Below are 24,972 nucleotides of genomic sequence, written 5' to 3'. Positions count from 1 at the left end.
GGGAGTGCAAGACACTCCCACATATAGCTTATTATTCGCCTTTAGCAGCTTTAAATGCTTCTGCCATTGCGCTAGCAAAACCAGCATCTTCTTGCTGATTAACCTTGTCGATAGCTTCTTTTTCGTCAGCCTGATCTTTTGCTTTCACAGATAGGTTAACGGTGCGGTTTTTACGGTCAACGCCCATAAATTTCGCTTCGATGCTGTCGCCAACGTTAGCAGCTTCAGTTGCGTCTTCAATACGGTCAACAGATAAATCTGCAACGCGAATGTAGCCATCAACTTCTTCAGAAAGGTTAACTGTAACGCCTTTAGCGTCAACTTCAGTAACCGTACCTACAACGATAGCACCTTTCTTGTTATCTGTCAGATACTTGTTGAAAGGGTCTTCTTCGATTTGCTTAACGCCAAGAGAGATACGCTCACGCTCAGGGTCAACTTGAAGAACAACAGCTGAGATTTCGTCGCCTTTCTTATAGTCACGAACAGCGTCTTCACCAGACTTGTTCCAGCTAATGTCAGAAAGGTGAACTAGACCGTCGATGCCGCCGTCAAGGCCGATGAAGATACCGAAGTCAGTAATAGACTTGATCTTACCAGACACTTTGTCACCTTTTTCGTGTGACTTAGCGAAAGTTTCCCAAGGGTTGTCGATGCACTGTTTAAGGCCTAGAGAAATACGACGACGTTCTTCGTCGATTTCAAGAACCATAACGTCAACTGTGTCACCTAGGTTAACAACCTTAGATGGGTGGATGTTCTTGTTAGTCCAATCCATTTCAGAAACGTGTACAAGACCTTCAACGCCGTCTTCGATTTCAACGAAGCAGCCGTAATCGGTAAGATTCGTAACCTGACCAGAGATCTTAGTACCTTCTGGGTAACGTGAAGCAATTTCTTGCCATGGATCGTTGCCCATTTGCTTCATGCCAAGAGAAACACGTTGCTTCTCTTTATCGAACTTAAGTACTTTAACGTTGATTTCGTCACCAACATTTACGATTTCACTTGGGTGCTTAACGCGCTTCCAAGCCATATCGGTAATGTGTAGTAGACCGTCTACGCCACCAAGGTCAACGAATGCTCCGTAATCAGTAAGGTTCTTAACGATACCTTTGATTTCGTGGCCTTCTTCAAGGTTAGCAAGAAGAGATTCGCGCTCTGCGCTGCTTTCTGCTTCAATAACGGCACGACGTGAAACAACAACGTTGTTACGCTTAGCGTCAAGTTTGATAACTTTAAATTCTAGCTCTTTGCCTTCAAGGTGAGTTGTGTCACGTACTGGACGTACATCAACCAATGAACCAGGAAGGAAAGCGCGCACTGTGTTAACTTCAACAGTGAAACCGCCTTTAACTTTACCGTTGATAATACCTTTAATGGTAACTTTATCATCGTAAGCTTTTTCCAGCTCAACCCACGCTTCGTGACGCTTCGCTTTTTCGCGAGAAAGGATTGTTTCACCGAAACCATCTTCTACTGCGTCTAGAGCTACATCTACTTCGTCACCGATAGCGATTTCAAGCTCGCCTTCAGCGTTTTTAAATTGGTCAGCTGGTATAGCACTTTCTGATTTCAAGCCTGCATCAACAAGAACGATGTCTTTGTCGATAGAAACTACAGTACCTTTTACAATTGAACCTGGACGTGTTTCTAGTTCTTGTAAGCTTTCTTCAAAAAGTTGTGCAAAATTTTCAGTCATAAGGTTTAAATTAACTTTAAGTTGATATCCACGCTTCAAATCCGGATAACGTGGGGTTATTAGTAAAAGCCGCCACTCCCTGTGGTAGCACTGCTTTGAATACCTTAAAAACTCACCTTACTTAAAGGCGCGAATTGATGATATCCATCGCTTTTTCAAAGACTTGGTCTATATCCAAGTCCGTTGAGTCTATAATTACCGCATCTTGAGCCGGTACCAATGGCGCCACTGAACGTTGTGTATCTCGCTCATCTCTGGCCTTGATATCGGTTAAAAGGCGCGCAATATTAACATCCATACCTTTAGCTTTCAACTGGCTATAGCGACGTTCAGCACGGGCTTCGGCGCTAGCGGTAAGAAATATCTTCACTTTTGCGTCGGGGAAAACCACTGTACCCATGTCTCGACCGTCGGCGACAAGGCCAGGATCTTGTTGAAAAGCACGTTGACGTCGAAGCAAAGCTTCACGAACGCGAGGTAACGCGGCAACCTTCGATGCAACACTACCCACTTCTTCAGTACGAATGTCGTCAGTTACGTCTTCACCTTCCAAAATGACACGTGTGGTGTCTTTGTCAGTTTCAAAACTTACATCAAGACCCGTTGCTAACGGAACAACACATTCTTCATCGTCGCACGGTAAGTCGTGGTGTAGAGCTGCGACAGCCAGAACACGATAAATCGCGCCGCTATCTAAAAAGTGCCATCCAAGCTTCTTTGCGAGTAAGCTACTTAACGTTCCCTTACCTGCACCGCTGGGACCGTCAACCGTGACTACGGGTGTAGAATGCATACCTGCTCCAGAATTTATAAAATACGTAAAAATCGCGCGCAATTATACGCGTTAAGTAGAGATAAGCAATGCCATCGAGCGTTGATGGCATTGTACATAAGGCTAAATTTCGTTTTAAAAATAATACGCTATGAACGAAATAAGGTCTTTTTTCAGACTAAGAATAGAGTGTGGCAAACCGTGTGAAGTAATCAGGGAAGGTTTTGCGGGTACAACCTGGGTCGTTAATGGTTACCGGCGTATCACTGAGTGCTACTAGCGAAAAGCACATGGCAATGCGATGATCGTTATAGGTATCAATGGCAGCATGCTTTAACATATCCGTTGGCCATACTTTTATATAGTCATGCCCTTCTTCTACTTCTGCACCCAACTTTCTAAGCTCAGTGGCCATGGCGTTTAAACGGTCAGTCTCTTTTACTCGCCAGTTGTAGATGTTAGTAATACTGGTTGGCCCTTGTGCAAAAAGTGCAGTAGTGGCAATGGTCATGGCCGCATCAGGAATATGGTTCATATCCATGTCTATACCCTTAAGTGGAGCCCCTGTTACTTCCACATATTCATCATGCCAAGTGATTTTAGCGCCCATGGCTTCAAGCACATCGGCAAAGCGAATATCACCTTGGATGCTATTTTTACCAATTCCGGTTACGCGTACCGTGCCGCCTTTAATGGCGCCGGCTGCAAGGAAGTAAGAAGCCGATGAAGCATCACCTTCCACCATAAATTTACCTGGCGAACGATATGATTGCCCTGCACTAATGGTGAATGTTTGATAGTTATCGTTGTTTACTTCAACACCAAACTTCGCCATGGTATCTAGGGTAATATCGATATACGGTTTCGACACTAATTCGCCTTTAATACGAATGGTCACGTCACCAGTAAACAAGGGTGCAGACATTAATAGTGCAGTCAAAAATTGACTCGACACACTACCGTCTACTTCCATTTCACCGCCGGATAACGTCTTACCCTTAATTTGTAGCGGAGGAAAACCGTCGTTTTTAAGGTATTCAATTTCCGCGTTACCCATGCGTAATGCATCAACCAAATCGCCTATAGGGCGCTCTTCCATGCGCGGCTCACCGGTAAGTACAACTTGTACATTACTGGCAGCGAGTGCAGCGCATAGTGGCCGCATTGCTGTACCTGCATTACCTAAGAAAAGCTCCAATGGCTCGGCAACTGAAAACGCCCCGCCGTTACCCACTACTTTACAGCGAGTTTTATCTTCACTGAGTGAATAAGTAACGCCAAGTTTGGTTAGCGCATTTAGCATATGCTCAATATCTTCACTATCAAGCAAGTTTGTTAGTTCGGTTTCGCCTTCAGCTAATGCAGCAAGCAGTAATGCTCGGTTCGACAGGCTTTTAGACCCAGGAACGTTTACTTCCCCTGATACTTTGCTAATAGGTTCTAATGTTAACTGTTCCATGACTACCCGTTTACTCGTTCAAATTCACGCATAAATTCTACTAACGCCATCACCCCTTCAACGGGCATAGCGTTATAAATGCTAGCACGCATTCCGCCTACAGAGCGGTGACCTTTTAATGCCATTAAACCAGCATCTTGTGCTTGGCGTAAAAATAGCGCATCTAATTCTGGGTTAGCCAACTGAAACGGCACATTCATTTTAGAACGATTGTCTGGGTGTACTTGGCTAGCATAAAAATCAGAGCTGTCGATAGCAGAATACAACAATGATGCTTTTTCGCTGTTGCGTTTTGCCATAGCATCAACGCCGCCCATCTCTTTGAGCCACTCAAACACTAACCCCGCCAAATACCACGAGAACGTGGGCGGCGTGTTATACATAGAATCAGCTTTAGCGGCTAATGCGTAGTCGAAAATAGACGGTGTTTCTTTACGAGCTTTGCCCACTAAGTCTTCACGAACAATCACTACCGACAAACCACTTGGGCCTATATTTTTCTGCGCACCGGCGTAAATAAGACCGTGTTTAGCAACATCAACAGGCTGAGACAAAATAGTAGAAGACATATCAGAAACCAGCGGTACATCGCCAGACTCTGGTAACCAATCGTAGGCGATACCGTCAACGGTTTCATTCGGGCAGAAATGATAATACGCTGCAGATTGATCTACATTGGCCAGTGAGGGTTGCGGCATGTAATGCAAACCCTCTTTTTTAGAAAGCTCGCCTACCACTACAGCATTATTGTATTTCGCAGCTTCACTCACCGCACCATCAGACCAAGACCCACTGACTAAGTGAAGACTGGTGTCTGAAGCAGACGATAAATTAAGGGGAACCGCTGCAAATTGACCACGTCCACCGCCATGGGTGAAAAGAACATGATAATTTTTAGGAACCGAGAGTAAGTCGCGCAAATCTTGTTCAGCTTTGGCTGCTATCTCGATGAAATCTTTTCCGCGGTGACTGACTTCCATTACCGAGCAACCTGAGTCGCGCCAGTTAGTAAATTCAGCTTGTGCTTTTTGCATTACGGCTTCAGGCAACTTTGCCGGGCCAGCGCTAAAATTGAAAACCTCTTTCATTGCGTTTTTCAACACCTATAAAATAACAAGCGGCCTAAGCCGCTTGTAATAAAGAACACCGATAACTGCCCGCTTTTAAATTAAGCGGGCAATACCCTACTCTTCTGTCGTTGAGCTGTCGCCGTCTTGTGCAGCGTTTTCTTCTTGCTCAATAGGTTCTTCTATAGCGATTGGATTGCCATCTTCATCTAACTCTAGCAATTCTTCTACTACTTCTTCTATACGTTGTAAGCCAACAACGTGTTCATTCTCAACAGTACGGATTAAGCGAACACCTTGGGTATTTCGACCTACCACTGATACTTCACCAACGCGGGTACGTACTAAAGTACCTTGGTCAGAAATAAGCATGATTTCATTGGCTTCATCAACTTGAACCGCGCCAACCACTTTACCATTACGCTCAGAAACCTTAATCGATACTACACCTTGTGTAGCACGGCTCTTCGCTGGGTAATCTTCAAGCGGTGTACGTTTACCAAAACCGTTCTCTGTGGCAGTAAGGATAGGACCATCACCACGAGGTACAATTAGGGACACAACGCGTTGGTCGTCTTGTAATCTGATACCACGAACACCGGTAGCGGTACGACCCATTGGACGTAGTGCTAATAGTTCTTCGCCAGTTTCCGGATCTAATTTAACGTTACCTGTTTCGCTTTCACGCAGTTTTTCGTTAAAGCGAACCACTTTACCCGCGTCTGAGAACAACATAATGTCGTCATCACCATGGGTAATGTCAACACCAATTAGTTCATCACCTTCGTTCAAGTTAACAGCAATGATACCGCTTGAACGTGGGCGTGAATAAAGGCTTAAATCGGTTTTCTTCACCGTACCGTTAGCCGTCGCCATTAATACAAACTTACCTTCTTCAAATTCTTTGATAGGTAGAATTGCAGTAATACGCTCGTTATCTTCTAAAGGAAGAATGTTTACAATTGGACGACCACGCGCGTTACGGCTCGCTAACGGCAATTGATACACTTTCAACCAGTACAAACGGCCACGGGTTGAGAAGCAAAGTATGTGGTCATGAGTATTCGCAACGAGTAGCTTCTCAATGAAATCTTCATTCTTCATCTTGGTAGCGGATTTACCACGGCCACCACGACGCTGAGATTCATAATCATTAAGTTTTTGATACTTCACATAGCCTTCACGAGACAAGGTAACTACAACGTCTTCTTGTTCGATTAAGTCTTCAATATCAATATCGTGACTAGCAGCAGTAATTTCAGTACGGCGCGCGTCACCAAATTCGTCACGAATTTTCTCAAGCTCTTCTTCAATCACTTCCATTAATCGCTCTGGGCTATTAAGGATGTGAAGTAGTTCAGCGATAACGTCTAGAAGCTGTTTATATTCTTCAAGAATTTTTTCGTGCTCAAGACCAGTCAGTCTGTGCAAGCGAAGGTCTAGAATAGCTTGTGCTTGTTGTTCGGTAAGGAAGTATTGTCCGTCACGAATACCAAACTCAGGCATTAACCAATCTGGGCGTGCAGCATCATCACCAGCACGTTCAAGCATTTGCGAAACATCGCCTAAATCCCACCCTTGTGCGACTAATGCTTTTTTCGCATCAGCAGGGCCAGGTGAGGCTTTAATTAGCTCAATAATTGGGTCGATGTTGGCTAGCGCAATAGCTAAACCTTCAAGGATGTGTGCACGGTCGCGAGCTTTACGTAGTTCAAATACCGTTCTGCGGGTAACGACTTCACGGCGATGCAGAATAAAGGCTTCTAAGGTCTCTTTTAAGTTAAAGACTTTAGGCTGGCCGTTATCTAACGCAACCATGTTAATACCGAATACCGTTTGTAACTGCGTATTGGCATACAAATGGTTAAGCAGTACTTCTGCTGATTCGTTACGTTTTACTTCAACAACAATACGCATACCGTCTTTATCAGACTCGTCACGTAGTGCAGAAATACCTTCGATACGTTTTTCTTTAACTAGCTCAGCAATTTTTTCAATAAGGCGAGCTTTGTTAACCTGATACGGAATTTCATTAATGATAATGGTTTCTTTACCGTTATCTTCCGTTTCAATTTCCGCTTTGGCGCGCATGTATATTTTGCCGCGACCGGTACGGTAAGCGTCATCAATACCTTTACGACCACTGATCATAGCGGCAGTTGGGAAATCAGGACCAGGGATATGAAGCATTAAGTCATCAATCGTAATTGATGGGTCTTTAATAAGGGCAATACAGCCGTTGATAACTTCAGTTAAGTTATGTGGCGGAATGTTAGTTGCCATACCTACCGCGATACCAGAAGAACCGTTTACCAGTAAGTTAGGAACCTTAGTAGGTAACACTTCTGGAATGTGTTCAGTGCCATCGTAGTTAGGTACGAAGTCGACGGTTTCTTTATCGAGGTCGGCAAGAAGTTCGTGGGCAATTTTTGCCATACGTATTTCGGTGTAACGCATCGCAGCGGCTGAATCGCCATCTACCGAACCAAAGTTACCTTGGCCGTCTACCAACATATAGCGAAGTGAGAATGGCTGGGCCATACGTACAATAGTATCGTATACCGCAGAATCACCATGTGGGTGATACTTACCAATTACATCACCTACCACACGGGCAGATTTCTTGTATGGTTTGTTGAAGTCGTTTTTCAGTTCGTTCATTGCGAACAGCACACGGCGGTGTACAGGCTTCAAACCATCTCTCACGTCAGGCAATGCTCGCCCGACAATAACGCTCATCGCGTAATCGAGATAGGAGTTCTTTAACTCTTCCTCAATATTAACGGGGAGGATTTCGTTAGCGTTATCAGACATAAACTGCTTAATCCCTTTTTTTCGGTTTGTTCTGCATTATCTATCTAGCTCAATCTACACAATATAGAGAAGCAAACGATAGATTTGCATTGTTATTATGGGCTCATAATCTTGCTTCGAGTGTAACACTTGATGACACATTTATGTAGCGCTTAATTGCCCTTCCTTACGTACTCGTTAACAAGCGATTATTTTTCGTTCAAGCAGGCACTCGAAACTGCATTCAAGTGCCAAAAACGATGCCTTAACGCTGGTTTTGCGTTATGTTATTGCTCTTATATAGGTAGTGTTTAATTAATCGCAGATAGCTTCTATCTGTCGAGCGGCATCAGTCATGCGCGTTCTTTTGCAAAATCGGTATATAAAAATCGATGTTATAAATTAGTGCAAAACAATAAGCAGGCGCAGAAAGGAAAAAATATAAATGACAAACGTTGATGAGCAGGAAATTGATAAGTTTTCAGAGTTAGCCTCACGGTGGTGGGATCCTGAAGGTGAGTTCAAACCCCTACATTTAATTAACCCACTTCGTTTAGATTTTATTAACCAACACAGCAATGGCTTGTTTAACAAGAAAGTGGTGGATATTGGTTGTGGTGGCGGCATATTGGCTGAGTCTATGGCGAAAGCCGGTGCTGAAGTTGTTGGGCTCGATATGGCAAGTGCGTCTTTAGAAATTGCCAAGCTTCACGGTTTAGAGTCGGGCATTAATGTTGACTACCACTGTGTTACCGCTGAATCCTTCGCAGACAGTCATGCAGGCGAGTTCGATGTAGTGACTTGTATGGAAATGCTTGAACATGTTCCCGACCCTGCTTCGGTAGTGCGAGCTTGCGCTAAATTAGTTAAGCCTGGTGGCCATGTTTTCTTCTCTACATTAAACCGAAATATAAAGTCTTATTTGATGGGGATCGTTGGCGCTGAGTATTTATTAAAGCTGGTGCCAAAAGGCACTCACGATCATTCTCGATTCATTAAACCTTCTGAACTTATGCAGATGACAGATGATGCCGGTTTGCTACCACGAGATATGACCGGCTTACATATGGACCCGGTTTCCCAGGGCTTTTATCTTTCTGACCGCAATGTAGACGTTAACTACCTACTATATACGGTGTCGCAAGATTAATTAGCACTACATATTGGGGTTTGATGATAATTTCAACACCACATATCGTGTTTAGGTGTTAAGTACGATATTAAGTTAAATTATTTTAAGCCTCGATCATTTTTTCGAATAGTACTTGCAATCAGTATATTTAAGGCTTGTAGAAAGCTAAAAAGTTAGTCACTACTAACCTAAAATCCGTGCCAGTTTAAGTGGTCGTTTAAGCACCAGATATTGGGTTGCATTGTGAGGCAAACCTCACTATCTTGTGTTTAATCCAACGCGGGATCCCGAAGCGAATTTTTTGGAAATTATTGAGATCGACAACGATCCTTTTACTGCGTTTATTCGGATGATCAGACAAAACATACTATTAAAGAAAAGCATTCAGCGGCATCTCTCAAACTTATGCGCTAATAAGTTTAGGGTTGGTCGTGGTTAGTTGTGTATTTCGCGCAAATGGTCTTACGCAGATGTATTACTTCGCAGCGAAACAACTAACTTAAAAAGAATACACATTATAACAGGGTGATATACCCACGCCTCGCGCGCTAACAGACAACGGCCAGAGTAACATGAATAATAGTTTATCCGTCACCAAGCGAAATGGTGAGCAAGAATCCATCGACCTAGAAAAAATTCATAAGGTGGTGACATGGGCTGCAAAAGGACTTGAAAACGTCTCAGTTTCACAAGTTGAAATTAAAGCTCAAATTCAGTTTTTCGACGGTATCAATACCAGCGAAATCCATGAAACCCTTATCAAATCAGCTGCAGACTTAATTTCTACCGACGCGCCTGATTACCAATACTTGGCAGCTCGCCTTGCTATTTTCCACCTTCGCAAGAAAGCCTACGGTCAGTTCGAGCCCCCTGCACTGTTTGACCATGTCACTAATATGGTTGAGATGGGCAAATACGATAAGCATTTAATTGAAGATTATACTGCTGAAGAATTTGCCGAGATGGATACTTATATCGATCATTGGCGCGACATGAACTTCAGCTACGCCGCCGTTAAGCAGCTTGAAGGTAAGTACCTGGTTCAAAACCGTGTAACCGGTGAAATTTACGAAAGTGCCCAGTTCTTATACATCTTGGTAGCAGCGTGTCTGTTCGCTAACTACCCGAAAGATACCCGTATGAGCTACATTCGTCGTTTCTACGATGCCGCTTCTACGTTTAAGTTATCACTACCTACGCCAATTATGTCTGGCGTACGTACCCCTACTCGTCAATTTAGCTCGTGTGTACTCATTGAAACTGGCGATAGCCTTGATTCAATTAACGCTACCGCTAGCGCTATCGTTAAATACGTAAGCCAGCGAGCAGGTATCGGTGTGAATGCTGGCCGTATTCGCGCACTAGGTAGCCCTATTCGTGGTGGAGAAGCTTTCCATACGGGTTGTATTCCTTTCTACAAGTACTTCCAAACAGCCGTTAAAAGCTGTTCGCAAGGCGGTGTTCGTGGTGGCGCAGCTACTTTGTTCTACCCACTATGGCATATGGAAGTTGAATCGTTATTAGTGCTTAAGAACAACCGTGGTGTAGAAGAAAACCGCGTTCGTCACTTAGACTACGGCGTACAGTTCAACAAACTCATGTATCAACGCATGATGAAAGATGACTATATTTCATTATTTAGCCCATCTGACGTACCTGGCCTTTACGATGCGTTCTTTGCCGATCAAGAAAAGTTCGAGCGTTTGTATGTGCAATACGAAAACGACGACAACATTCGTAAAAAGCGCATTAAAGCTATGGAGCTGTTCAGCTTGTTCATGCAAGAGCGTGCAAGCACAGGTCGTATTTACCTTCAAAACGTTGACCACTGTAACACGCACAGCCCGTTCAACCCTGAAGTGGCACCTGTACGTCAAAGTAACCTTTGTCTTGAAATTGCATTGCCTACTAAGCCTTTGCAGCACGTTAACGACGAAGAAGGTGAAATTGCCCTTTGTACGCTATCTGCCTTCAACTTAGGTGCCATTAAGTCACTAGACGAATTTGAAGAATTATCAGACCTAGCAGTACGTGCACTTGATAACCTACTCGATTACCAAGACTACCCCGTACCAGCGGCATATAATGCCACTATGGGTCGCAGAACCTTAGGTGTAGGTGTTATTAACTTCGCTTACTACTTAGCTAAAAATGGTGTGAAGTATTCAGACCATAGCGCTAACGGCCTAGTTCACCGCACGTTTGAAGCTATGCAGTATTACCTACTGAAAGCATCGAACAACCTAGCGAAAGAAAAAGGCGCGTGTCCTAAGTTTAACGAAACCACTTATTCGCAAGGCATTATGCCTATCGATAGCTACAAGAAAGATCTTGATGGCGTATGTAACGAGCCACTTCATTACGATTGGGATGCCCTTCGTGAAGAAATCAAGACTCACGGTTTACGTAACTCTACTTTGTCTGCGTTAATGCCTTCTGAGACATCTTCTCAAATTTCAAACGCAACCAACGGTATTGAGCCGCCACGTGGCTTTATTAGTATTAAATCAAGTAAAGACGGCGTACTTAAGCAAGTCGTACCAGAGTACGAGCGCTTAAGAGATCAGTACGAATTGTTGTGGGATATTCCTTCTAACGATGGTTACTTGCAGCTAGTCGGTATTATGCAGAAGTTTATCGACCAAACTATCTCTGCTAACACCAACTACGATCCTAGCCGTTATGACGGTAACAAGGTTCCGATGAAGCTGTTACTGAAAGACCTATTAACAACGTACAAGCTGGGTGTGAAAACCCTGTACTACCACAACACACGCGATGGTGCGACAGACGCTTCAGCATTAGATGTTAAAGCCAATGAGCCGTTACCTCGTCAAGAAGAAGTGGTTATAGAAGAAGACGATGATTGTGCAGGCGGTGCGTGCAAAATTTAGCACGCGCCCGCTTTTGCGAAATCGGTATCGCAGCAAGAACATAAATAATAAAACGCGTTTATCATTAAGTTTTTAGTTAGGCACTCATGAAATATACTACGTTTAATCAGCAAAGTACCAACCCATTGGTTGAACCTATGTTCTTCGGTAACCCGGTGAATGTAGCCCGTTACGACCAACAAAAGCATGCCATTTTCGAAAAGCTTATTGAAAAGCAAATTAGCTTTTTCTGGCGCCCTGAGGAAGTAGATGTATCTCGCGATCGTGTTGATTTTCAAAAATTAACCGACCCTGAAAAGCACATCTTTATTTCAAACTTGAAATACCAAACCCTATTAGACTCGGTTCAAGGCCGCAGCCCTAATATTGCCTTTCTACCTATCATCTCATTGCCTGAGCTTGAGACCTGGGTGGAAACATGGTCTTTCTTTGAAACCATCCACTCTCGCTCTTACACGCACATTTTGCGTAACTTGTTTTCAGATCCTAGCGATATTTTTGAAGACATTGTGGTTAACGATGAAATTAAGCGCCGTGCCGCCGACATTTCGAAGTACTACGACGACCTTATTTTTGCCACTCAATTATGGCAAACACAAGGTGAAGGTGTGCACACTGTTGATGGCGTGCCACATACCATCAACATGTACGAGTTAAAGAAGAAGCTTTTCTTGTGTATGAACTCAGTGAATGCTTTAGAAGCCATTCGTTTCTACGTGTCGTTTGCCTGTACGTTTGCCTTTGCGGAACGTAAGTTGATGGAAGGTAATTCTAAAATTATCCGCCTGATTGCCCGTGATGAAAACCTACATTTGTCTTCTACCCAACACATTTTGAACTTGTGGGCACGAAGCAAAGACGACCCTGAAATGGCGCAAATTGCACAAGATTGCAAAGAAGAAGCTCGCGCTATCTTCATGAATGCCGTTCAGCAAGAAAAAGAATGGGCTGATTACCTTTTCCAGAATGGCTCTATGATTGGCCTTAACAAAGAAATCCTTTGTTCTTACGTTGAATATATTGCCAATCAACGTATGACGGCTATTGGCCTAGATGCACCATTTGATATCAGCAGTAACCCTCTGCCGTGGATGAATAACTACCTTAACTCTGACAACGTTCAGGTAGCGCCACAAGAGTCTGAAATTAGTTCTTACTTGGTAGGTCAAATTGACTCTGCGGTGAGTGAAGACGATTTTGCTGATTTCGAACTGTGAAATGCGCTAAGCTGATTTTAAGCGCTAGCGCTAACAGATCACACTACAAAAACGCTAAGAAGTAGCGCCAAAAAATAATGAGCACAGCTGATAAAACACTCCGCATCGACGTTGTTGATGTGGGGTGTATTTCATCCCCCCCTGATACTACGCTTCTTACCGCCCTTGAAGCCGCTAACATCAATATTCACTACCATTGCCGTGAAGGTTTTTGTGGTGCGTGTAGAACTAAGCTGATTGAAGGCGAAGTAGAATATACTACCGATCCCCTCGCCTTTATTGATGATGACGAAATTCTTCCGTGCTGCTGCGTAGCCTTATGCCCGCTTAAAATCAAAGTGCCTTTATAAATCGAGCCCCGCTGTAAATCGAATACCGTTATAAATCAAGCCCGCTATAATATACCTGCCGCTTAAGCCCAACCCTATTGACTGTTCGCTAACGTAAGTTCAAAGCTAAAACACGTGCCCTTCCCTAATTGACTCTCTACTCGTAAATCTGAATTAAGCAGTGCCATTAGCTTTTTGCAAATAGCCAAACCTAAACCTGCATGGCTACAGGTGTCTTTTTCTGTATTACTGGCCTGATACCTAGCATCAAAAATGTACGCTATTTCTTTATCGCTAATTCCAATACCGGTATCACGAATATCTACCCTAAGCTTATCGTTATGTAACACCACAGCAAGGTCTATGCTGCCATTTTCTGGAGTATGGCGAATAGCATTGGCAATAAGGTTCGTAAGCACGCGCTCAAGCTTGCCAATATCAGCAAACACGTAGTATTCAAAGTGATCGGGAATAACTTTAATGGCGATATTTTTCTGTTTCGCATCAAGCTCGAACTTTGCCGCCACATCATGCAGTAATTCGCCTAACGGGAAAGACTCTTGATGCAAGGTAACTTGCCCGCCTTCTAAATACGCCAGCTCGAATATTTGGTCGATTAGATGCTTTAAGTTTTTCGCGTTTTTAAGCGACACATCTACAAAATGCCTTCTATCTTCTTTAGATAAACTGTCTTCATTCAGCGCTAATGTTTCAATGTAACCTTGTAGGCTAGCCAAAGGCGTACGCAGGTCGTGTGATAAATCGGCAAGCAATACCCTGCGCTGGCTATCAATTTTATTAAGCTGGTCGAACTGATTGTCTATATGGGTAAGCATATCGGTAAACGCACAGCCTAAGCGGTCTATTTCGTTGGCGCTGTTTCTGTTCCATGTAGCCAAATTAGGGGGGAGTTTTTCTCGATGAAAATCGGCTTCTCGTACGCGGTCCATATCATCGCTTAAGCGTCTTAAGGGCGTGGTGAAATATTTAAACAACACAAGCAACGCTAGCAAGAGTAAAAACAAACCAACAAACATAAATAATGCGACTTCGCGCATGCTCTGGCTATTTTGTAAATTCGCGATAATGGAGTCGTAACGCTCGCCACCAATAATCACATACAAATAGCCTTGCAGTTGTTCGTTGTTATAAACCGGTGCCGCAGAAAATATTTTTTGCAGGCCAATGTTTCTTGGGTCGTCACCTTCAATGGGAAAGCCACGATCGGTATTAATAAGCTGTTTTATAGGGGCAATATCCACCGCATCGGCTTTCACTTTTCCAGGCTCGGCCGAATACGTAAGAATGGTGCCTTCAGGGTCTAAATAATAGAACTCAAAACTTGGTCCCAAAATCATTAGCGTATGGAAAAGGTTTCCAAGGGCTTCGTAGTCGTACACCCCTTCCTTAAGCAGCGGATTATCACTAACAAGATGTTCCGCCAACCCAATATGCAGTTTTTGCTCTGCTTCTTGTTGAGTACGTTTTTGTAATAAATTCGTGGAGTAAAAACAGGCAATCATCACCACCATAAATACGCCAACCAAGCACACGGCAAGGCGAGGATAAAAGCCAAATTTCATAGCGTTATACTCCTTGAGGATTAAATTTGTACCCTACACCCCATACGGTTTGTACAATTTGGGGCGCGGTGGCGTCGTTTTCTAACTTCGAACGCAGCCGGTTAATATGTGAATTCACCGTATGCTCATAGCCACTATGATGGTAACCCCACACCGATTCTAATAATTGGCTGCGACTAAACACTTGCCCAGGGTGACTGGCTAAATGATGAAGCAATTCAAATTCAGTGGCGGTTAGTACCAATTCTTCTTCAGATAAAAATACCTGATGATTTCGCTGGTCGATAACAAGGCGACCTAGTTTTAACGGTGTATCTGTTTGTTGTTGCGTGTTTTGAGTTTGTTGCACCACATGATATTTTCGAAGCTGAGAACGCACCCTTGCTTGCAGTTCTCTTACACTGAATGGCTTTGTCATGTAATCGTCTGCGCCAAGCTCTAACCCTAATACTCTGTCGGTTTCAGAGGTTTTCGAGGTAAGCATAATAATGCTTTGCATAGGCAAGGCATCTCGCACCTTGCGGCATATATCTAAACCGCTCATGCTAGGCAGCATCACATCCAAAATCACAATGGCGTATTCATCAGACAACGCACATTCCAACGCTACTTTTCCGTCAGTTTGATGCTCTATTTCAACACCCAGTTCTAACAGATTAACCCGCATTAAATTTGCGATATCTTGGTCGTCTTCAACAATTAATATTTTGTCGGTCATGTTTAGGAAAGCCACAGTTCAAAAACTAATAGAACGATGGAAAAGCGTTAATCTTTCACAAGATTAACGCTTTTTATTTACCTGCCCGTTAAAGTAGACTTTAGTCTAAGTCTTGGGCGTTATTTTTCATTACTCAGTTCGCGTAATTTGTATACGAATAACCGGGTTATCGAACTTATGTTCAACCGTTAACGCCGAGGTTGTAAGGCCGTCGTCCGAGCTCACCACACCTGGGTGCATTGAGATAAACCCTGTGTCGTCACGACTTGGGCTAAAGCCCTCTCCGTTCGCTGCAGGGCCTGGTACTGTTGCAGCACTTTCTGTGTTTGCTTCCGTACCTGCATCATAAGCTGGGCTAACAGTGGTATAGGTAGCGCCTACTTCAAGGTTGGCTAGGCTCCAACTGTTAATACCGGTAAAAGCATCGTTGGTATTTCCCAGCATGGCAGCAATAGTCAGGTTAGCGTCGGTGATATCGTTAATGGTGACACTAATTGTTTGTGAGTCGCCTGGGGTAATGGGGCCAACACCGCCAGCACTTGCATCACCTAGCATTAGAAAGTCGGCTGAATCGCCTACTTCGGCAATACGCTCTAGTTCCACCGATGCAACGGCACCTACTTCCCACAAGGTACCTTCGCTATGCAGCACTACCGCAGGCGGCGAAACTGGCTGACCATTGGTTAAATTAGTTACGGTTACGTCGTACGATACCGGCACTGGATCGGGAATTTCAGCTGGCACTTCTACTTCTACAATTACTTCACGGGTATCGTCATCACCACACGCCGCAAGCAAAAAGGGTAACGTAAGTACCAATGCTTTTTTATAATGTTTGGCTAAATATTGCACAACAGCCTCCTTATCGTACGGTTACTGTTACTTTAGCTACTGGGTTCAACCAACGATGAACGGCGTTGTCTACATCACTTGCGCCTTCCGTTAACGAGTCGTCGCCAATGTTTCCGCGGTGAATATGTACGGTAGTGTTAGTATCTGCGCCTGCTACACCAGTTCCGCCGTTACCAAGTAATGGATCTAATGGTGGTGGTACTGGCATACCCGCCATACCTGGTTCACCGCTACCACGTAATTCGTCGTTAGCTTCTGTGCCCGCATCATACGCATTAATGAAAACCGTATAAGTGCCAGCTTCTGTTGGAATTTCCCAGTTATCTAACCCGATAAAACCATCGTTAGAAGGAAGGATCATCGCTACTACCGACAATACAACATTGTCGTCGGCTGTCATTAAGTCGGCTGACGTAGACATGGTAGGCGCCAACAGTCCGCCTGCAGGGTTAGCAATTACGTCTGCACCAATAGCAGTACCAATGGTAGCAATACCGTCTAAGCTGCCGCCTTCTGCCATCATTTGTAATTCAGTGCTGGCAGCTTCGCCTACTTCAAATAAGCTAGCATCAGCGGTGTGCGCCACAGCGGCAATAGGTGTGAAGTACAACCCGTGAGTTAAGTTCTGAATTTCTACTGTTATATCAGCAGCGAAACTTTGTTGGCTTGCAAACGCAAGCAATGCCGCTGCAGAAATTTTATTAAATCGCTTCATGATGTTTCCTTAGTAATAAATAGGTTTGTGTTAACGCCCTATCAATACTGAAAGAAAGATGTCACGAAAGTATCCAGAAAATGGGACAAAACTGTACTGATGACATAACAGGTTTGTAAAAAGTGAAAGTTAGCGTGTGCAATATTAGCAGCGGAAAATTTTAAACACAGCCATTGGTTTTTAACTTCTCTGCCGTTACAGAATCCATACTATTTTAGTGTTACGCTACGGTAACTTCCTGCAGGTATCGTTCGATATTGAGGTTTACTGAAACTGCTGTGAATGTTACCCAAGCTTTGTGGAAAGCTTACCCCAATGCTTTCTACCTTTGATAGCGTATGGGTGGCGTACATCACCACAGTCATTTTTTGGCTGTTCTCGTTTTCTATTACAGTAATGCCATCAATAGCTTGTTCAAGGTTATTGACCCTTATTACCGTTTGCTTTTTTAGAATCGACGCAAAAAAGGTATCTTGCGCTTTAATGGATAGCCCTTTCGGCATAACGCTGTCTATATCACCGACTAAAAATGCGGCGCTATCACCTACTGCTGCTACCCAATGGGCTCTGTCGGTTTGCATCCGTATTTCTACTTGTCCGTCTCGCAATATAACTTGCGCCGTGGTTTCTTCAACCACATGAGCATTTGTTGCAAAAGAGAGTAGCAAACAAGTAAATGCAAACACCCCCTTCAGCAAGGCGCGTAAATACGATACAGAAAACAAGAATGTCATCATGCGCTTTCTCACGGCTTCTCAACCGTAAATTTACAAATAAGCGTATTACTGGTTTCTAAATCGTCGCCCCAAATTAACTTCGCACGTGCATCCCAACTTATAAGGTTGTAGCCATCTTTAGGGCTAACCATTGCCGCGCTATATTCGGTAACATTTGGCCATTCACTTACATCAAACCCTGCTTTTTTCCACCCAGAAGGTGCTTCGGTACTAGTATAATCACAAGGCGCTTTGCCAGCGGTTGGGTTTAACTCAGTTTCACACTGCTTATTTAATGGCGCTTCATGAAGCACCTTGCAATGCCAGGCGCTATTACTAACCGCAACCATTTCATTGGTTGAAATATCGGTAATCTGCATGATGAAGCCGCCATCTCCCATTTGTTGCCTTGGTGTACCAATATATTCAAGCCCAGTATCGTTTTGCTTAAAGTCTTTAATAACTAAATTGATAGTGAGCGGGTAATCGGCCGAAAATGTAACCTCTTCTGCGTTGAAAGAACGCTCGGTGGTAATAGGTACTGAATCTTCAACAATAAGTTGCTGGTTAAGATACGCCGCGAACCAATTGTCTGCCCATGCTTCAAGTTTAAAAGTATGGCTTTTGTTCACCATTGTAGTGTGTGTCGTTTTATTAACTTTTGCACTATTAGGGTCGTTTTGGCGAGGTGGCTTTCTATCACCTTTTGGTGGCGGTGGCGGAGAGTTGTCTTGTCTTCTGCCTGGTTCTTCATTTTGGCTTTGGTTTTGGGTTGGGTTTTGTTTTGAATCGGTATTTCGACAAAACGTACCTGTTTCTACTATCCCACCGTTACTTACCGTTTTTTGTTCGAAATCGAAACAGTTTGATTTGCTAGAATTCGGCGTGTAATGAACAAAATAATCCTGACCTTGGAAGGTATAGGTCATAGAACGTTTACCAGTATCGGACACAGTATGCTTTAAATTTTCAACGCCATCTCTGGGAGGCGTTAAGTTATCTCGCATAGCATTCAGTGTTGTTGTAGAACCATCTTTATCGGTGCTGGTAAGCGGTGCTACTCTTGGTAAGTCACCTACATCAACTTTTCCAACCAAACATTGAACGATATAAGGCGGCGCCTCTGACGTATGGTAACGATAACCAAATACATCATCAGCCTGACCGTTACAGTCATCCAGTGTGTCCTTTTCTATTTTACTACCATCTGGATTATCGTCTCCGTAAATAGGATACCCGTCATACGCCCATCCAATAATGGGGTTACTTTTACGATTCGCCATGGTTTCAATCATACAAGTAGGCGCCGCATGGTAGTGGTAATCGTCGCCCCGCCCTGCGTGACCACCACAATTGTCTAACTGGCCTAATTTAACGGTATCAACGTTTTCGTTGTAGTGTGATAAATCAAGTTCGCCTTGAGATGAATAGTCGTATATAGGAACGCCATTAACGGCAACACCTAATGCAGCATCAATACTAGTTAATGATTCAGCTTTGGTAGGTTTAAGCTTTATGGGTGCTGCATAATCTAAAGCGGGTACCGGAATTTGTTCGTTGGTGCCCGTAATGCCATTCATCATATCGTGGCTAGGATAGGTACTAGAAGTTAAATAAGCATAGCTGTCGTCACATGTTACCTGTACCGACTTACTAAAACCGGCCTCTTCTACAGACGCTGATATGATATCGCATTGCGCAGTATCGGGCTGATGGCAAGCTGATAGTACGCCGCCACTTAAAAGTAACACTAAAAATAAATGATTGTGTTTCATGAGGATAGCTCCACCGTGATGTCGCCACTTTGTGCTTAATTTGGCTTATTAATCATAGTGTAACAACAATTTTCGGAGAAACTATGGCTAAGACAATAATTTACAATATGATGAAGAAACCCAAGCGTAGATCTAATTGCTTCGCCACAATAGCAGCGTGCCGAATTAATCTTTAATTACTTAAAGGTAATAGCGAGTCAGCAAGCAAAGAAGGACAACACCAGAACGTTTGTTTTGGAAGATGATAGCGACAACTCATATGTCATCGGCTTTTACACGCTAACAATGACACCAATTGACTTACAGGCATTGCCTGATAAGTTACAAAAAAAGCACCAATCATCCACTTCTGGTGGTCTGATTGCCCGTCTTTCTGTCGATGACCGATACAAAGGGAAAGGCTTTGGTGAGTGGCTGCTTATCGACGCACTCACAAAGCTATTAGCCGCTAGTGATAGCGTTGCATTTCCAGTTGTTATTGTTGATGCCAAAGACGGAGCAAAACATTTCTATGAACGCTATGGTTTTCAGGCATTTCAAGACGCTGAAAACAAACTCTTCATTTCCATTGCAGATGTGAGAGCAAGCTTAGGCTAGTTAACCGCTAGCCTTTAGTCGCTTGATTGACTTATAGCAATTACTCTTTAATGTACCAACCTTTAGATTTAAGACATGAAGCATTACCGCTAAAAAATGATAATAACTGGACGCTTGCAACGGTTACATCTTCTTTATTGGAATTTTTGTCTAAAGTTGTGCCAGTAACACTTTCTCTAGCTTGTAACGCACAATCACTCGCTTCTTTGCGAAACAGTTCATTATTGGCACTCATCTCACCGTATTGCTCATGTACAACAATTGGTGCCGATGTAGAACATGAACACATCGTAAGTAATATAAAGGGCAAAGAAAAAACGCTAATTTTTGAAGCCATAACCTTTCATCAAATCCTTGTAATGCTAACACCCCGCTTAATGGTAATAACACGTGGGCTAAATTTTGGAGCGAAGCGACTTAATAGTCGTCCGCGTAAACGGTATGGGTTCAAAACTCCTCGGCAGATTAAGAATGACGATGCATGATCAATTTTGCACTTGGGAGTTGATACTAAGCGTTTTTAAACCAACCATTTTGAGTTGTAGGTGGACCAACTAACCGGTCAAGCACAGGCAACTTCCAATTCCAATACTTTTCTTGGGCATACTCTGAAGGGAAGTAACCTTCAAAAGAGTCGGCCCACTTATCCAAGACGCCAAGCCTTCTCTTTATGCCGCGTACTTTTTCTTTAGGTCGATTGATACTAATTCGTCGCATGGTCTTATTCGGTCGGTTAACGCCTCAATCAACCGACGCGTTAGCGGTCTGCTGGATTGATTTGTTAGCATTTTCCTCGGTTAGTAAACATATACCCAACCAAATAAACCAAACAATTTGTGATACGCCAAATATTTCAGTAAATAGTTTGTCAGGATAAATCGTTGCAATGCCCGCTATGCCTACAAAATATCCGAGATAGTTAAGTGACCGGGGTAATCTGCCCTCTTGTATAGCTGCTACGCTAATCAATAGAACCCAAAGTCCGCCAACTAATTCATTTCCACCACCTATACTTTCTGTTATCACTGAAACGATTATCCACATATCAAGGGCTTTTTCTGGATTTGCATCCATCAGATTGATTGCATGATCAAGCCCGATATTCGAAATCATTCCACTTGCGATCACCAGACCGACCCAAATGCCCCCGAATAGAGATCCAATAGTAATTAAGGGATTCACTTTATGTTTAAGCCTCTCATACATACCAATAACGAGTATGGCCAGAAAAACGCCAAACACCACGTACATTAGAAAATAGAACATTGAAAATAGAAGTTGATTTTCTGCCATGTAAGTCATTTTTTCGACTGGACTACCATCAACCGGATATGACCAAAAAGCACCAAAATACACAAAGGCTGCTATGTAAATAAGCCCTTGGAAAATTGCTGCGATACCAGCTAGTTTTTGTAGACCCTTCATTTGGCGAAACCCCGTTTGTTGTATTGCTAACTTCCAAATATGGGGCGCAGACACGTGCGCGAAAATAGCGAAGCCGCGCACGTGTCTGCGTCTCAACGAGCGGCAGCGAGTGCCATAATTTGTTTGTTATACATACATTGCAACTACGAAGAAAGCGAATGGTGCGAGAAAAAATGCGCTTAACCTAATAAGCCTATGGGATTTTTCCGCGGTAGCAACGACTGAAAGATAAATATTAGTAACCACAATAAAAATTACAAAAGAGGCAAGTAAGCCCCAAAAACCAAATTGGCCTAATAATGTCACTGAAACAGCGGTTGCTGGTAATGTGGCTAAGCCGACTAACCACTTATTTGAGTAATCCATTTAACTTAATGTTTCTTCCGTATGTATAACTTCCCAAGAGAGTTCACCCATAAAAGTGGACACTGGTTTTAATTGTTATGTTTCATTGTGTATGCAAGTACATTGCAAGTCCAAATAATACTAACCCCGGTAACATGGTTAAATTGGAAATTCGGTGGTATACATGCTCATTGTTTCTTTTGTCATAGTGATCTACCACTTCTGAGACAAGCCCCACAGCCATGAGCAGCATAGATGCATACATTACCCATGCAGCCTCATCTTTAAGATGATAAACAGTTTCACATCTGCGACAAATTTTCACCGCGAGATCATTTTCAAAAACTCCGATGCCGCCAAATACTATTACTCCAATGGACAGAAGGATATTTTTGAGTTGTTCCCAAATAGGAACCTCATTTGGAACATACACATCTACCGTTTCACCCTTTTGCTCTCTCTCTACCCCTGATTTAGTTAAAGCAATTGAGCGAGAAGTGATTTCGTCATTTAAAACTTTAAATTGTAATGGAAAAGCTTTCCGATCTATCGTTTCATGAGCTTCAAGAAGTTCATCGATTGAATAAGACTTGTAATCGGGGCCGATGCTCACTTAATCCTCCATGAAACATAACGCAAAGCTAAGAGGCTGGCGATAGCCTGTCCTTACTTGAGCGTACTGTTATGACCGTAATTATCACTCACGTAATCACTTTTAAAACTACCATCAATAGTTAAAGATTTGCTAAAAGTACTTTTCGCAGTCTCGCTATCTCCTTTCGATAAATAGGCGAATGCCAAACTGTCGTAGGCCTGCGGTGCATTGGGAAACAATGAAACTAAATATTCGAACATATCAAATGCCTCGGTCCATGATTTTGTTTTAAGTAGTTCCATTCCTACTTCATTAATTGTTCTTCCGATGAATCGACTATAACCATTGTCGTTGTAAACCTGTTTGAAGTGTTTATAGAATTGTTGTTTTCCTTTTGATTGGTAGTACTTAAAGGCAAAGTTTTTTTCCAATTGTCTAATTGGTTGATACTCACCATTTTTGATGTAAGAGTGTATTCGACCAGAAATGCGTTCTGCAACTAAGTGATCAGTATTCGCCAGAACAACTATTTCATAGCCAGTGTCCAAATCTACTTCCGCGGCTGCACTGACGCCTAGACCACCTCCATATGCGCCCCAGTGGGAGCCGTCCATTTCAAATAAGTGGCGATTAATCGCGTCTGAGTTTTTCAATAACTTATCGCTATAGAATAACGCTCGATAAAATCGTTGCACATCCACAACAGTCGATTCAATGCCGCCATCGGGACTAGGGTGTTCAATAATGCCGACCTTCCTCAAATTGCCATTGTACTGGAATGTATATCGAACTGACTGATATTCATGAGAATTAACCGGCCTGAAGGTCGTTGAAGACATCTCAACCCGATTGAAGATATTGTTTTTGAGTAGTTCTTCGAAAGGCTTTCCAGTTACTTTTTCAAGAATCACTCCTAATACCACATACCCATAATTTGAATATTTTCGATCAGTACCAGGTGTATATAAAAGGGGGTTATTTATCAATATCTTTATTTTCTTGTTTAGAGTATCAAATGCAAGTTGATTCTGACGATATTCAGCCACAAAGATATCAGCAAAGCCTGCACTATGATTTAGTAGGTGCTCAATCGTGATTTTATCAGCATCAGGTTGTTTGAACCCCAACTCGAAGCTAACTAGTTTATCACTTAACTTTAATTTGCCAGCCTCAACCTGTTGCAAGATCAAGACCTTGGTAAAGTCTTTCATGATTGAGCCAAGATTAAAGCGACTTTGAATGCTGTTCTTTATTTTTTCTTCGACATTCTGAAAGCCATAAGATGACGCAAACTCCACCTCATTATTTTTAGTTATCAGTAATGCGCCGGAAAACCAGCCCATCTGCTGGTGTTGCATGGCGATGCTGTCTGCAATCGTTGCGAGACTAACAGATTTATCTTGCTTTATATCCTCACTGTCCAAAGCCAGTGAAGAACTGGCAAAGAATAAAAGAAAGATTAAAGCTAAATTTTGAACCATTAGGCGGAATCCTTTCTGTCATAACGCCCCACTAAGAGGCAAAAAATAGTTGGTTAAAATAAGCGACGCAGGAGCAAAACCAACTGTTTTTTGTCCTTTTAAGTGGCTTGTTATGTTTACTTTGCACCAGATTTTGAGTGTTGACGTTTTTTCGCTGTGTTATAAGTTTTATTTAAACTTTGGACTAAATCAGCAAAGGTACCATTATTATCATATTCTCTTATTTTCTCCTGCAACTTTTCAAAACTCTTAAAGCTTTCATCATGCTCTTCAATAACTGTTTTTGAGAACTTAGGTAAGCATTTTTCTTCGATGAGACCTAAAACTCTCCTCAAATTTAAATTATCTTCTGCTTTTACATATGAAAAACTAGCAGAAACAAAACTATCAAAAGCCATGAGGAGTAATTCTTGCTTTAATTCGTTATTTCCCTGCACATGACATATGCCACCTTTAGTTGCATCTAAATCTTTCTTTAATGATTCTTTCATTTTAGAAATTTTATCTTCAAACTCAGCTTCTTTTTGTTCGTATTCAGCCTTTATTTCTTTGATGCCTTCTTCAAGGCGACTTTCCATTTCAGTAGCTAAAGAATTCTGAATTGCTTGATGTTCTAATTTGAATAATCGTTTCTGATAGAGTGTAATTAAAATAGGTAGAACTATCCCTGCAAAAGCTAAAACAGCTACTGTAATGTTGATTAGTTGCCCAAAGGATTGAGAGTAAAAAGCATTAACACTTTCTAATATTTTTAGTGAATCTTGCACAGTATCTCCTGTAAACATAACGCCCAACTTAGGGGCAA

General features: G+C 42.7%; 22 protein-coding genes and 1 pseudogene. 5 read left to right on the top strand and 18 right to left on the bottom strand.

The window, feature by feature from the left end:
* Positions 1-31 precede the first annotated feature (31 nt).
* The 5 genes from rpsA to gyrA all read right to left on the bottom strand — a co-directional run bounded on the left by rpsA (position 32) and on the right by gyrA (position 7,814).
* Entirely contained in the window at positions 32-1,702 is a 1,671-nt protein-coding gene (gene rpsA, locus C7Y69_RS14565; RefSeq protein WP_013784168.1) for a 30S ribosomal protein S1, read from the bottom strand.
* A gap of 121 nt (positions 1,703-1,823) precedes the next feature.
* Positions 1,824-2,495 carry a (d)CMP kinase gene (gene cmk / locus C7Y69_RS14560; RefSeq protein WP_013784169.1) on the bottom strand — a complete coding sequence of 224 codons (672 nt, stop codon included), beginning with the start codon at positions 2,493-2,495 and terminating at the stop codon, positions 1,824-1,826.
* 157 nt (positions 2,496-2,652) lie between these two features.
* Positions 2,653-3,933 carry a 3-phosphoshikimate 1-carboxyvinyltransferase gene (gene aroA / locus C7Y69_RS14555; RefSeq protein WP_126873198.1) on the bottom strand — a complete coding sequence of 427 codons (1,281 nt, stop codon included), beginning with the start codon at positions 3,931-3,933 and terminating at the stop codon, positions 2,653-2,655.
* 2 nt (positions 3,934-3,935) lie between these two features.
* Positions 3,936-5,021 carry a 3-phosphoserine/phosphohydroxythreonine transaminase gene (gene serC / locus C7Y69_RS14550; protein ID WP_126873197.1) on the bottom strand — a complete coding sequence of 362 codons (1,086 nt, stop codon included), beginning with the start codon at positions 5,019-5,021 and terminating at the stop codon, positions 3,936-3,938.
* A 96-nt stretch (positions 5,022-5,117) separates the two neighbouring features.
* Complete coding sequence (gene gyrA / locus C7Y69_RS14545) at positions 5,118-7,814, bottom strand: DNA topoisomerase (ATP-hydrolyzing) subunit A (RefSeq protein ID WP_126873196.1); 2,697 nt, start codon at positions 7,812-7,814, stop codon at positions 5,118-5,120.
* A 424-nt stretch (positions 7,815-8,238) separates the two neighbouring features.
* Between gyrA and ubiG the strand changes: the two genes are divergently transcribed.
* The 4 genes from ubiG to yfaE all read left to right on the top strand — a co-directional run bounded on the left by ubiG (position 8,239) and on the right by yfaE (position 13,386).
* Positions 8,239-8,943, top strand: coding sequence for a bifunctional 2-polyprenyl-6-hydroxyphenol methylase/3-demethylubiquinol 3-O-methyltransferase UbiG (gene ubiG, locus C7Y69_RS14540; RefSeq protein ID WP_126873195.1), 705 nt, complete (start codon positions 8,239-8,241; stop codon positions 8,941-8,943).
* A 554-nt stretch (positions 8,944-9,497) separates the two neighbouring features.
* A complete protein-coding gene (gene nrdA / locus C7Y69_RS14535; RefSeq protein ID WP_126873194.1) occupies positions 9,498-11,819 on the top strand; it encodes a class 1a ribonucleoside-diphosphate reductase subunit alpha in 2,322 nt (773 codons plus the stop codon).
* A gap of 86 nt (positions 11,820-11,905) precedes the next feature.
* On the top strand, positions 11,906-13,036 hold the full coding sequence (nrdB, locus tag C7Y69_RS14530) for a class Ia ribonucleoside-diphosphate reductase subunit beta (RefSeq protein WP_126873193.1): 1,131 nt from the start codon (positions 11,906-11,908) through the stop codon (positions 13,034-13,036).
* 77 nt (positions 13,037-13,113) lie between these two features.
* Positions 13,114-13,386, top strand: coding sequence for a class I ribonucleotide reductase maintenance protein YfaE (gene yfaE / locus C7Y69_RS14525; protein ID WP_013784176.1), 273 nt, complete (start codon positions 13,114-13,116; stop codon positions 13,384-13,386).
* 74 nt (positions 13,387-13,460) lie between these two features.
* Here yfaE and C7Y69_RS14520 read toward each other — a convergent pair whose 3' ends face one another.
* The 6 genes from C7Y69_RS14520 to C7Y69_RS14495 all read right to left on the bottom strand — a co-directional run bounded on the left by C7Y69_RS14520 (position 13,461) and on the right by C7Y69_RS14495 (position 19,724).
* Positions 13,461-14,948 (bottom strand): sensor histidine kinase, encoded by a 1,488-nt coding sequence (locus C7Y69_RS14520; RefSeq protein ID WP_126873192.1) that lies wholly within the window; start codon positions 14,946-14,948, stop codon positions 13,461-13,463.
* A gap of 4 nt (positions 14,949-14,952) precedes the next feature.
* Positions 14,953-15,666 carry a response regulator transcription factor gene (locus C7Y69_RS14515; RefSeq protein WP_126873191.1) on the bottom strand — a complete coding sequence of 238 codons (714 nt, stop codon included), beginning with the start codon at positions 15,664-15,666 and terminating at the stop codon, positions 14,953-14,955.
* Positions 15,667-15,795: 129 nt separating this feature from the next.
* Positions 15,796-16,518, bottom strand: coding sequence for a spondin domain-containing protein (locus tag C7Y69_RS14510; RefSeq protein ID WP_126873190.1), 723 nt, complete (start codon positions 16,516-16,518; stop codon positions 15,796-15,798).
* Positions 16,519-16,528: 10 nt separating this feature from the next.
* The gene (locus C7Y69_RS14505) at positions 16,529-17,233 is read right to left on the bottom strand and encodes a spondin domain-containing protein (RefSeq protein WP_013784180.1); all 705 of its coding nucleotides are present in this window, start codon (positions 17,231-17,233) and stop codon (positions 16,529-16,531) included.
* A gap of 209 nt (positions 17,234-17,442) precedes the next feature.
* Positions 17,443-17,970, bottom strand: a complete 528-nt coding sequence (locus C7Y69_RS14500; protein ID WP_126873189.1) for a hypothetical protein — start codon at positions 17,968-17,970, stop codon at positions 17,443-17,445.
* Between the two features lie 8 nt (positions 17,971-17,978).
* Entirely contained in the window at positions 17,979-19,724 is a 1,746-nt protein-coding gene (locus C7Y69_RS14495) for a YHYH protein (RefSeq protein WP_126873188.1), read from the bottom strand.
* A 162-nt stretch (positions 19,725-19,886) separates the two neighbouring features.
* Here C7Y69_RS14495 and C7Y69_RS14490 point away from each other — a divergent pair.
* Positions 19,887-20,321 (top strand): annotated as a pseudogene (locus tag C7Y69_RS14490) (GNAT family N-acetyltransferase); the annotation flags it as partial.
* Positions 20,322-20,361: 40 nt separating this feature from the next.
* Here the strand turns inward: C7Y69_RS14490 and C7Y69_RS14485 are convergent.
* From C7Y69_RS14485 to C7Y69_RS14460, 7 genes are all read right to left on the bottom strand, one after another.
* Positions 20,362-20,658, bottom strand: a complete 297-nt coding sequence (locus tag C7Y69_RS14485) for a hypothetical protein (RefSeq protein ID WP_126873187.1) — start codon at positions 20,656-20,658, stop codon at positions 20,362-20,364.
* A 173-nt stretch (positions 20,659-20,831) separates the two neighbouring features.
* Positions 20,832-20,972, bottom strand: coding sequence for a hypothetical protein (locus C7Y69_RS21600; RefSeq protein ID WP_185864179.1), 141 nt, complete (start codon positions 20,970-20,972; stop codon positions 20,832-20,834).
* Between the two features lie 90 nt (positions 20,973-21,062).
* A complete protein-coding gene (locus C7Y69_RS14480; protein ID WP_126873186.1) occupies positions 21,063-21,746 on the bottom strand; it encodes a DUF4386 family protein in 684 nt (227 codons plus the stop codon).
* A gap of 126 nt (positions 21,747-21,872) precedes the next feature.
* Positions 21,873-22,112 (bottom strand): hypothetical protein, encoded by a 240-nt coding sequence (locus C7Y69_RS14475; protein ID WP_126873185.1) that lies wholly within the window; start codon positions 22,110-22,112, stop codon positions 21,873-21,875.
* A gap of 82 nt (positions 22,113-22,194) precedes the next feature.
* Complete coding sequence (locus C7Y69_RS14470; RefSeq protein ID WP_126873184.1) at positions 22,195-22,704, bottom strand: hypothetical protein; 510 nt, start codon at positions 22,702-22,704, stop codon at positions 22,195-22,197.
* 53 nt (positions 22,705-22,757) lie between these two features.
* Positions 22,758-24,167, bottom strand: a complete 1,410-nt coding sequence (locus tag C7Y69_RS14465; RefSeq protein ID WP_126873183.1) for a serine hydrolase domain-containing protein — start codon at positions 24,165-24,167, stop codon at positions 22,758-22,760.
* A 116-nt stretch (positions 24,168-24,283) separates the two neighbouring features.
* The coding region (locus C7Y69_RS14460; RefSeq protein ID WP_221885332.1) for a hypothetical protein at positions 24,284-24,972 on the bottom strand (689 nt) is incomplete at its 5' end.

Origin of the sequence: Alteromonas sp. KS69 (assembly GCF_003989595.1) — a bacterium.
Lineage (GTDB): Bacteria > Pseudomonadota > Gammaproteobacteria > Enterobacterales > Alteromonadaceae > Alteromonas > Alteromonas naphthalenivorans.
The sequence above is the reverse complement of the archived record's forward strand: the minus strand, read 5'-3'. Positions and strand labels throughout refer to the sequence as shown.

Coding starts and splice junctions, on each gene's coding strand:
- rpsA (WP_013784168.1), bottom strand. CDS start 1,702: ATGACTGAAAATTTTGCACAACTTTTTGAAGAAAGCTTACAAGAACTA.
- cmk (WP_013784169.1), bottom strand. CDS start 2,495: ATGCATTCTACACCCGTAGTCACGGTTGACGGTCCCAGCGGTGCAGGT.
- aroA (WP_126873198.1), bottom strand. CDS start 3,933: ATGGAACAGTTAACATTAGAACCTATTAGCAAAGTATCAGGGGAAGTA.
- serC (WP_126873197.1), bottom strand. CDS start 5,021: ATGAAAGAGGTTTTCAATTTTAGCGCTGGCCCGGCAAAGTTGCCTGAA.
- gyrA (WP_126873196.1), bottom strand. CDS start 7,814: ATGTCTGATAACGCTAACGAAATCCTCCCCGTTAATATTGAGGAAGAG.
- ubiG (WP_126873195.1), top strand. CDS start 8,239: ATGACAAACGTTGATGAGCAGGAAATTGATAAGTTTTCAGAGTTAGCC.
- nrdA (WP_126873194.1), top strand. CDS start 9,498: ATGAATAATAGTTTATCCGTCACCAAGCGAAATGGTGAGCAAGAATCC.
- nrdB (WP_126873193.1), top strand. CDS start 11,906: ATGAAATATACTACGTTTAATCAGCAAAGTACCAACCCATTGGTTGAA.
- yfaE (WP_013784176.1), top strand. CDS start 13,114: ATGAGCACAGCTGATAAAACACTCCGCATCGACGTTGTTGATGTGGGG.
- C7Y69_RS14520 (WP_126873192.1), bottom strand. CDS start 14,948: ATGAAATTTGGCTTTTATCCTCGCCTTGCCGTGTGCTTGGTTGGCGTA.
- C7Y69_RS14515 (WP_126873191.1), bottom strand. CDS start 15,666: ATGACCGACAAAATATTAATTGTTGAAGACGACCAAGATATCGCAAAT.
- C7Y69_RS14505 (WP_013784180.1), bottom strand. CDS start 17,233: ATGAAGCGATTTAATAAAATTTCTGCAGCGGCATTGCTTGCGTTTGCA.
- C7Y69_RS14500 (WP_126873189.1), bottom strand. CDS start 17,970: ATGATGACATTCTTGTTTTCTGTATCGTATTTACGCGCCTTGCTGAAG.
- C7Y69_RS14495 (WP_126873188.1), bottom strand. CDS start 19,724: ATGAAACACAATCATTTATTTTTAGTGTTACTTTTAAGTGGCGGCGTA.
- C7Y69_RS14485 (WP_126873187.1), bottom strand. CDS start 20,658: ATGGCTTCAAAAATTAGCGTTTTTTCTTTGCCCTTTATATTACTTACG.
- C7Y69_RS14480 (WP_126873186.1), bottom strand. CDS start 21,746: ATGAAGGGTCTACAAAAACTAGCTGGTATCGCAGCAATTTTCCAAGGG.
- C7Y69_RS14475 (WP_126873185.1), bottom strand. CDS start 22,112: ATGGATTACTCAAATAAGTGGTTAGTCGGCTTAGCCACATTACCAGCA.
- C7Y69_RS14465 (WP_126873183.1), bottom strand. CDS start 24,167: ATGGTTCAAAATTTAGCTTTAATCTTTCTTTTATTCTTTGCCAGTTCT.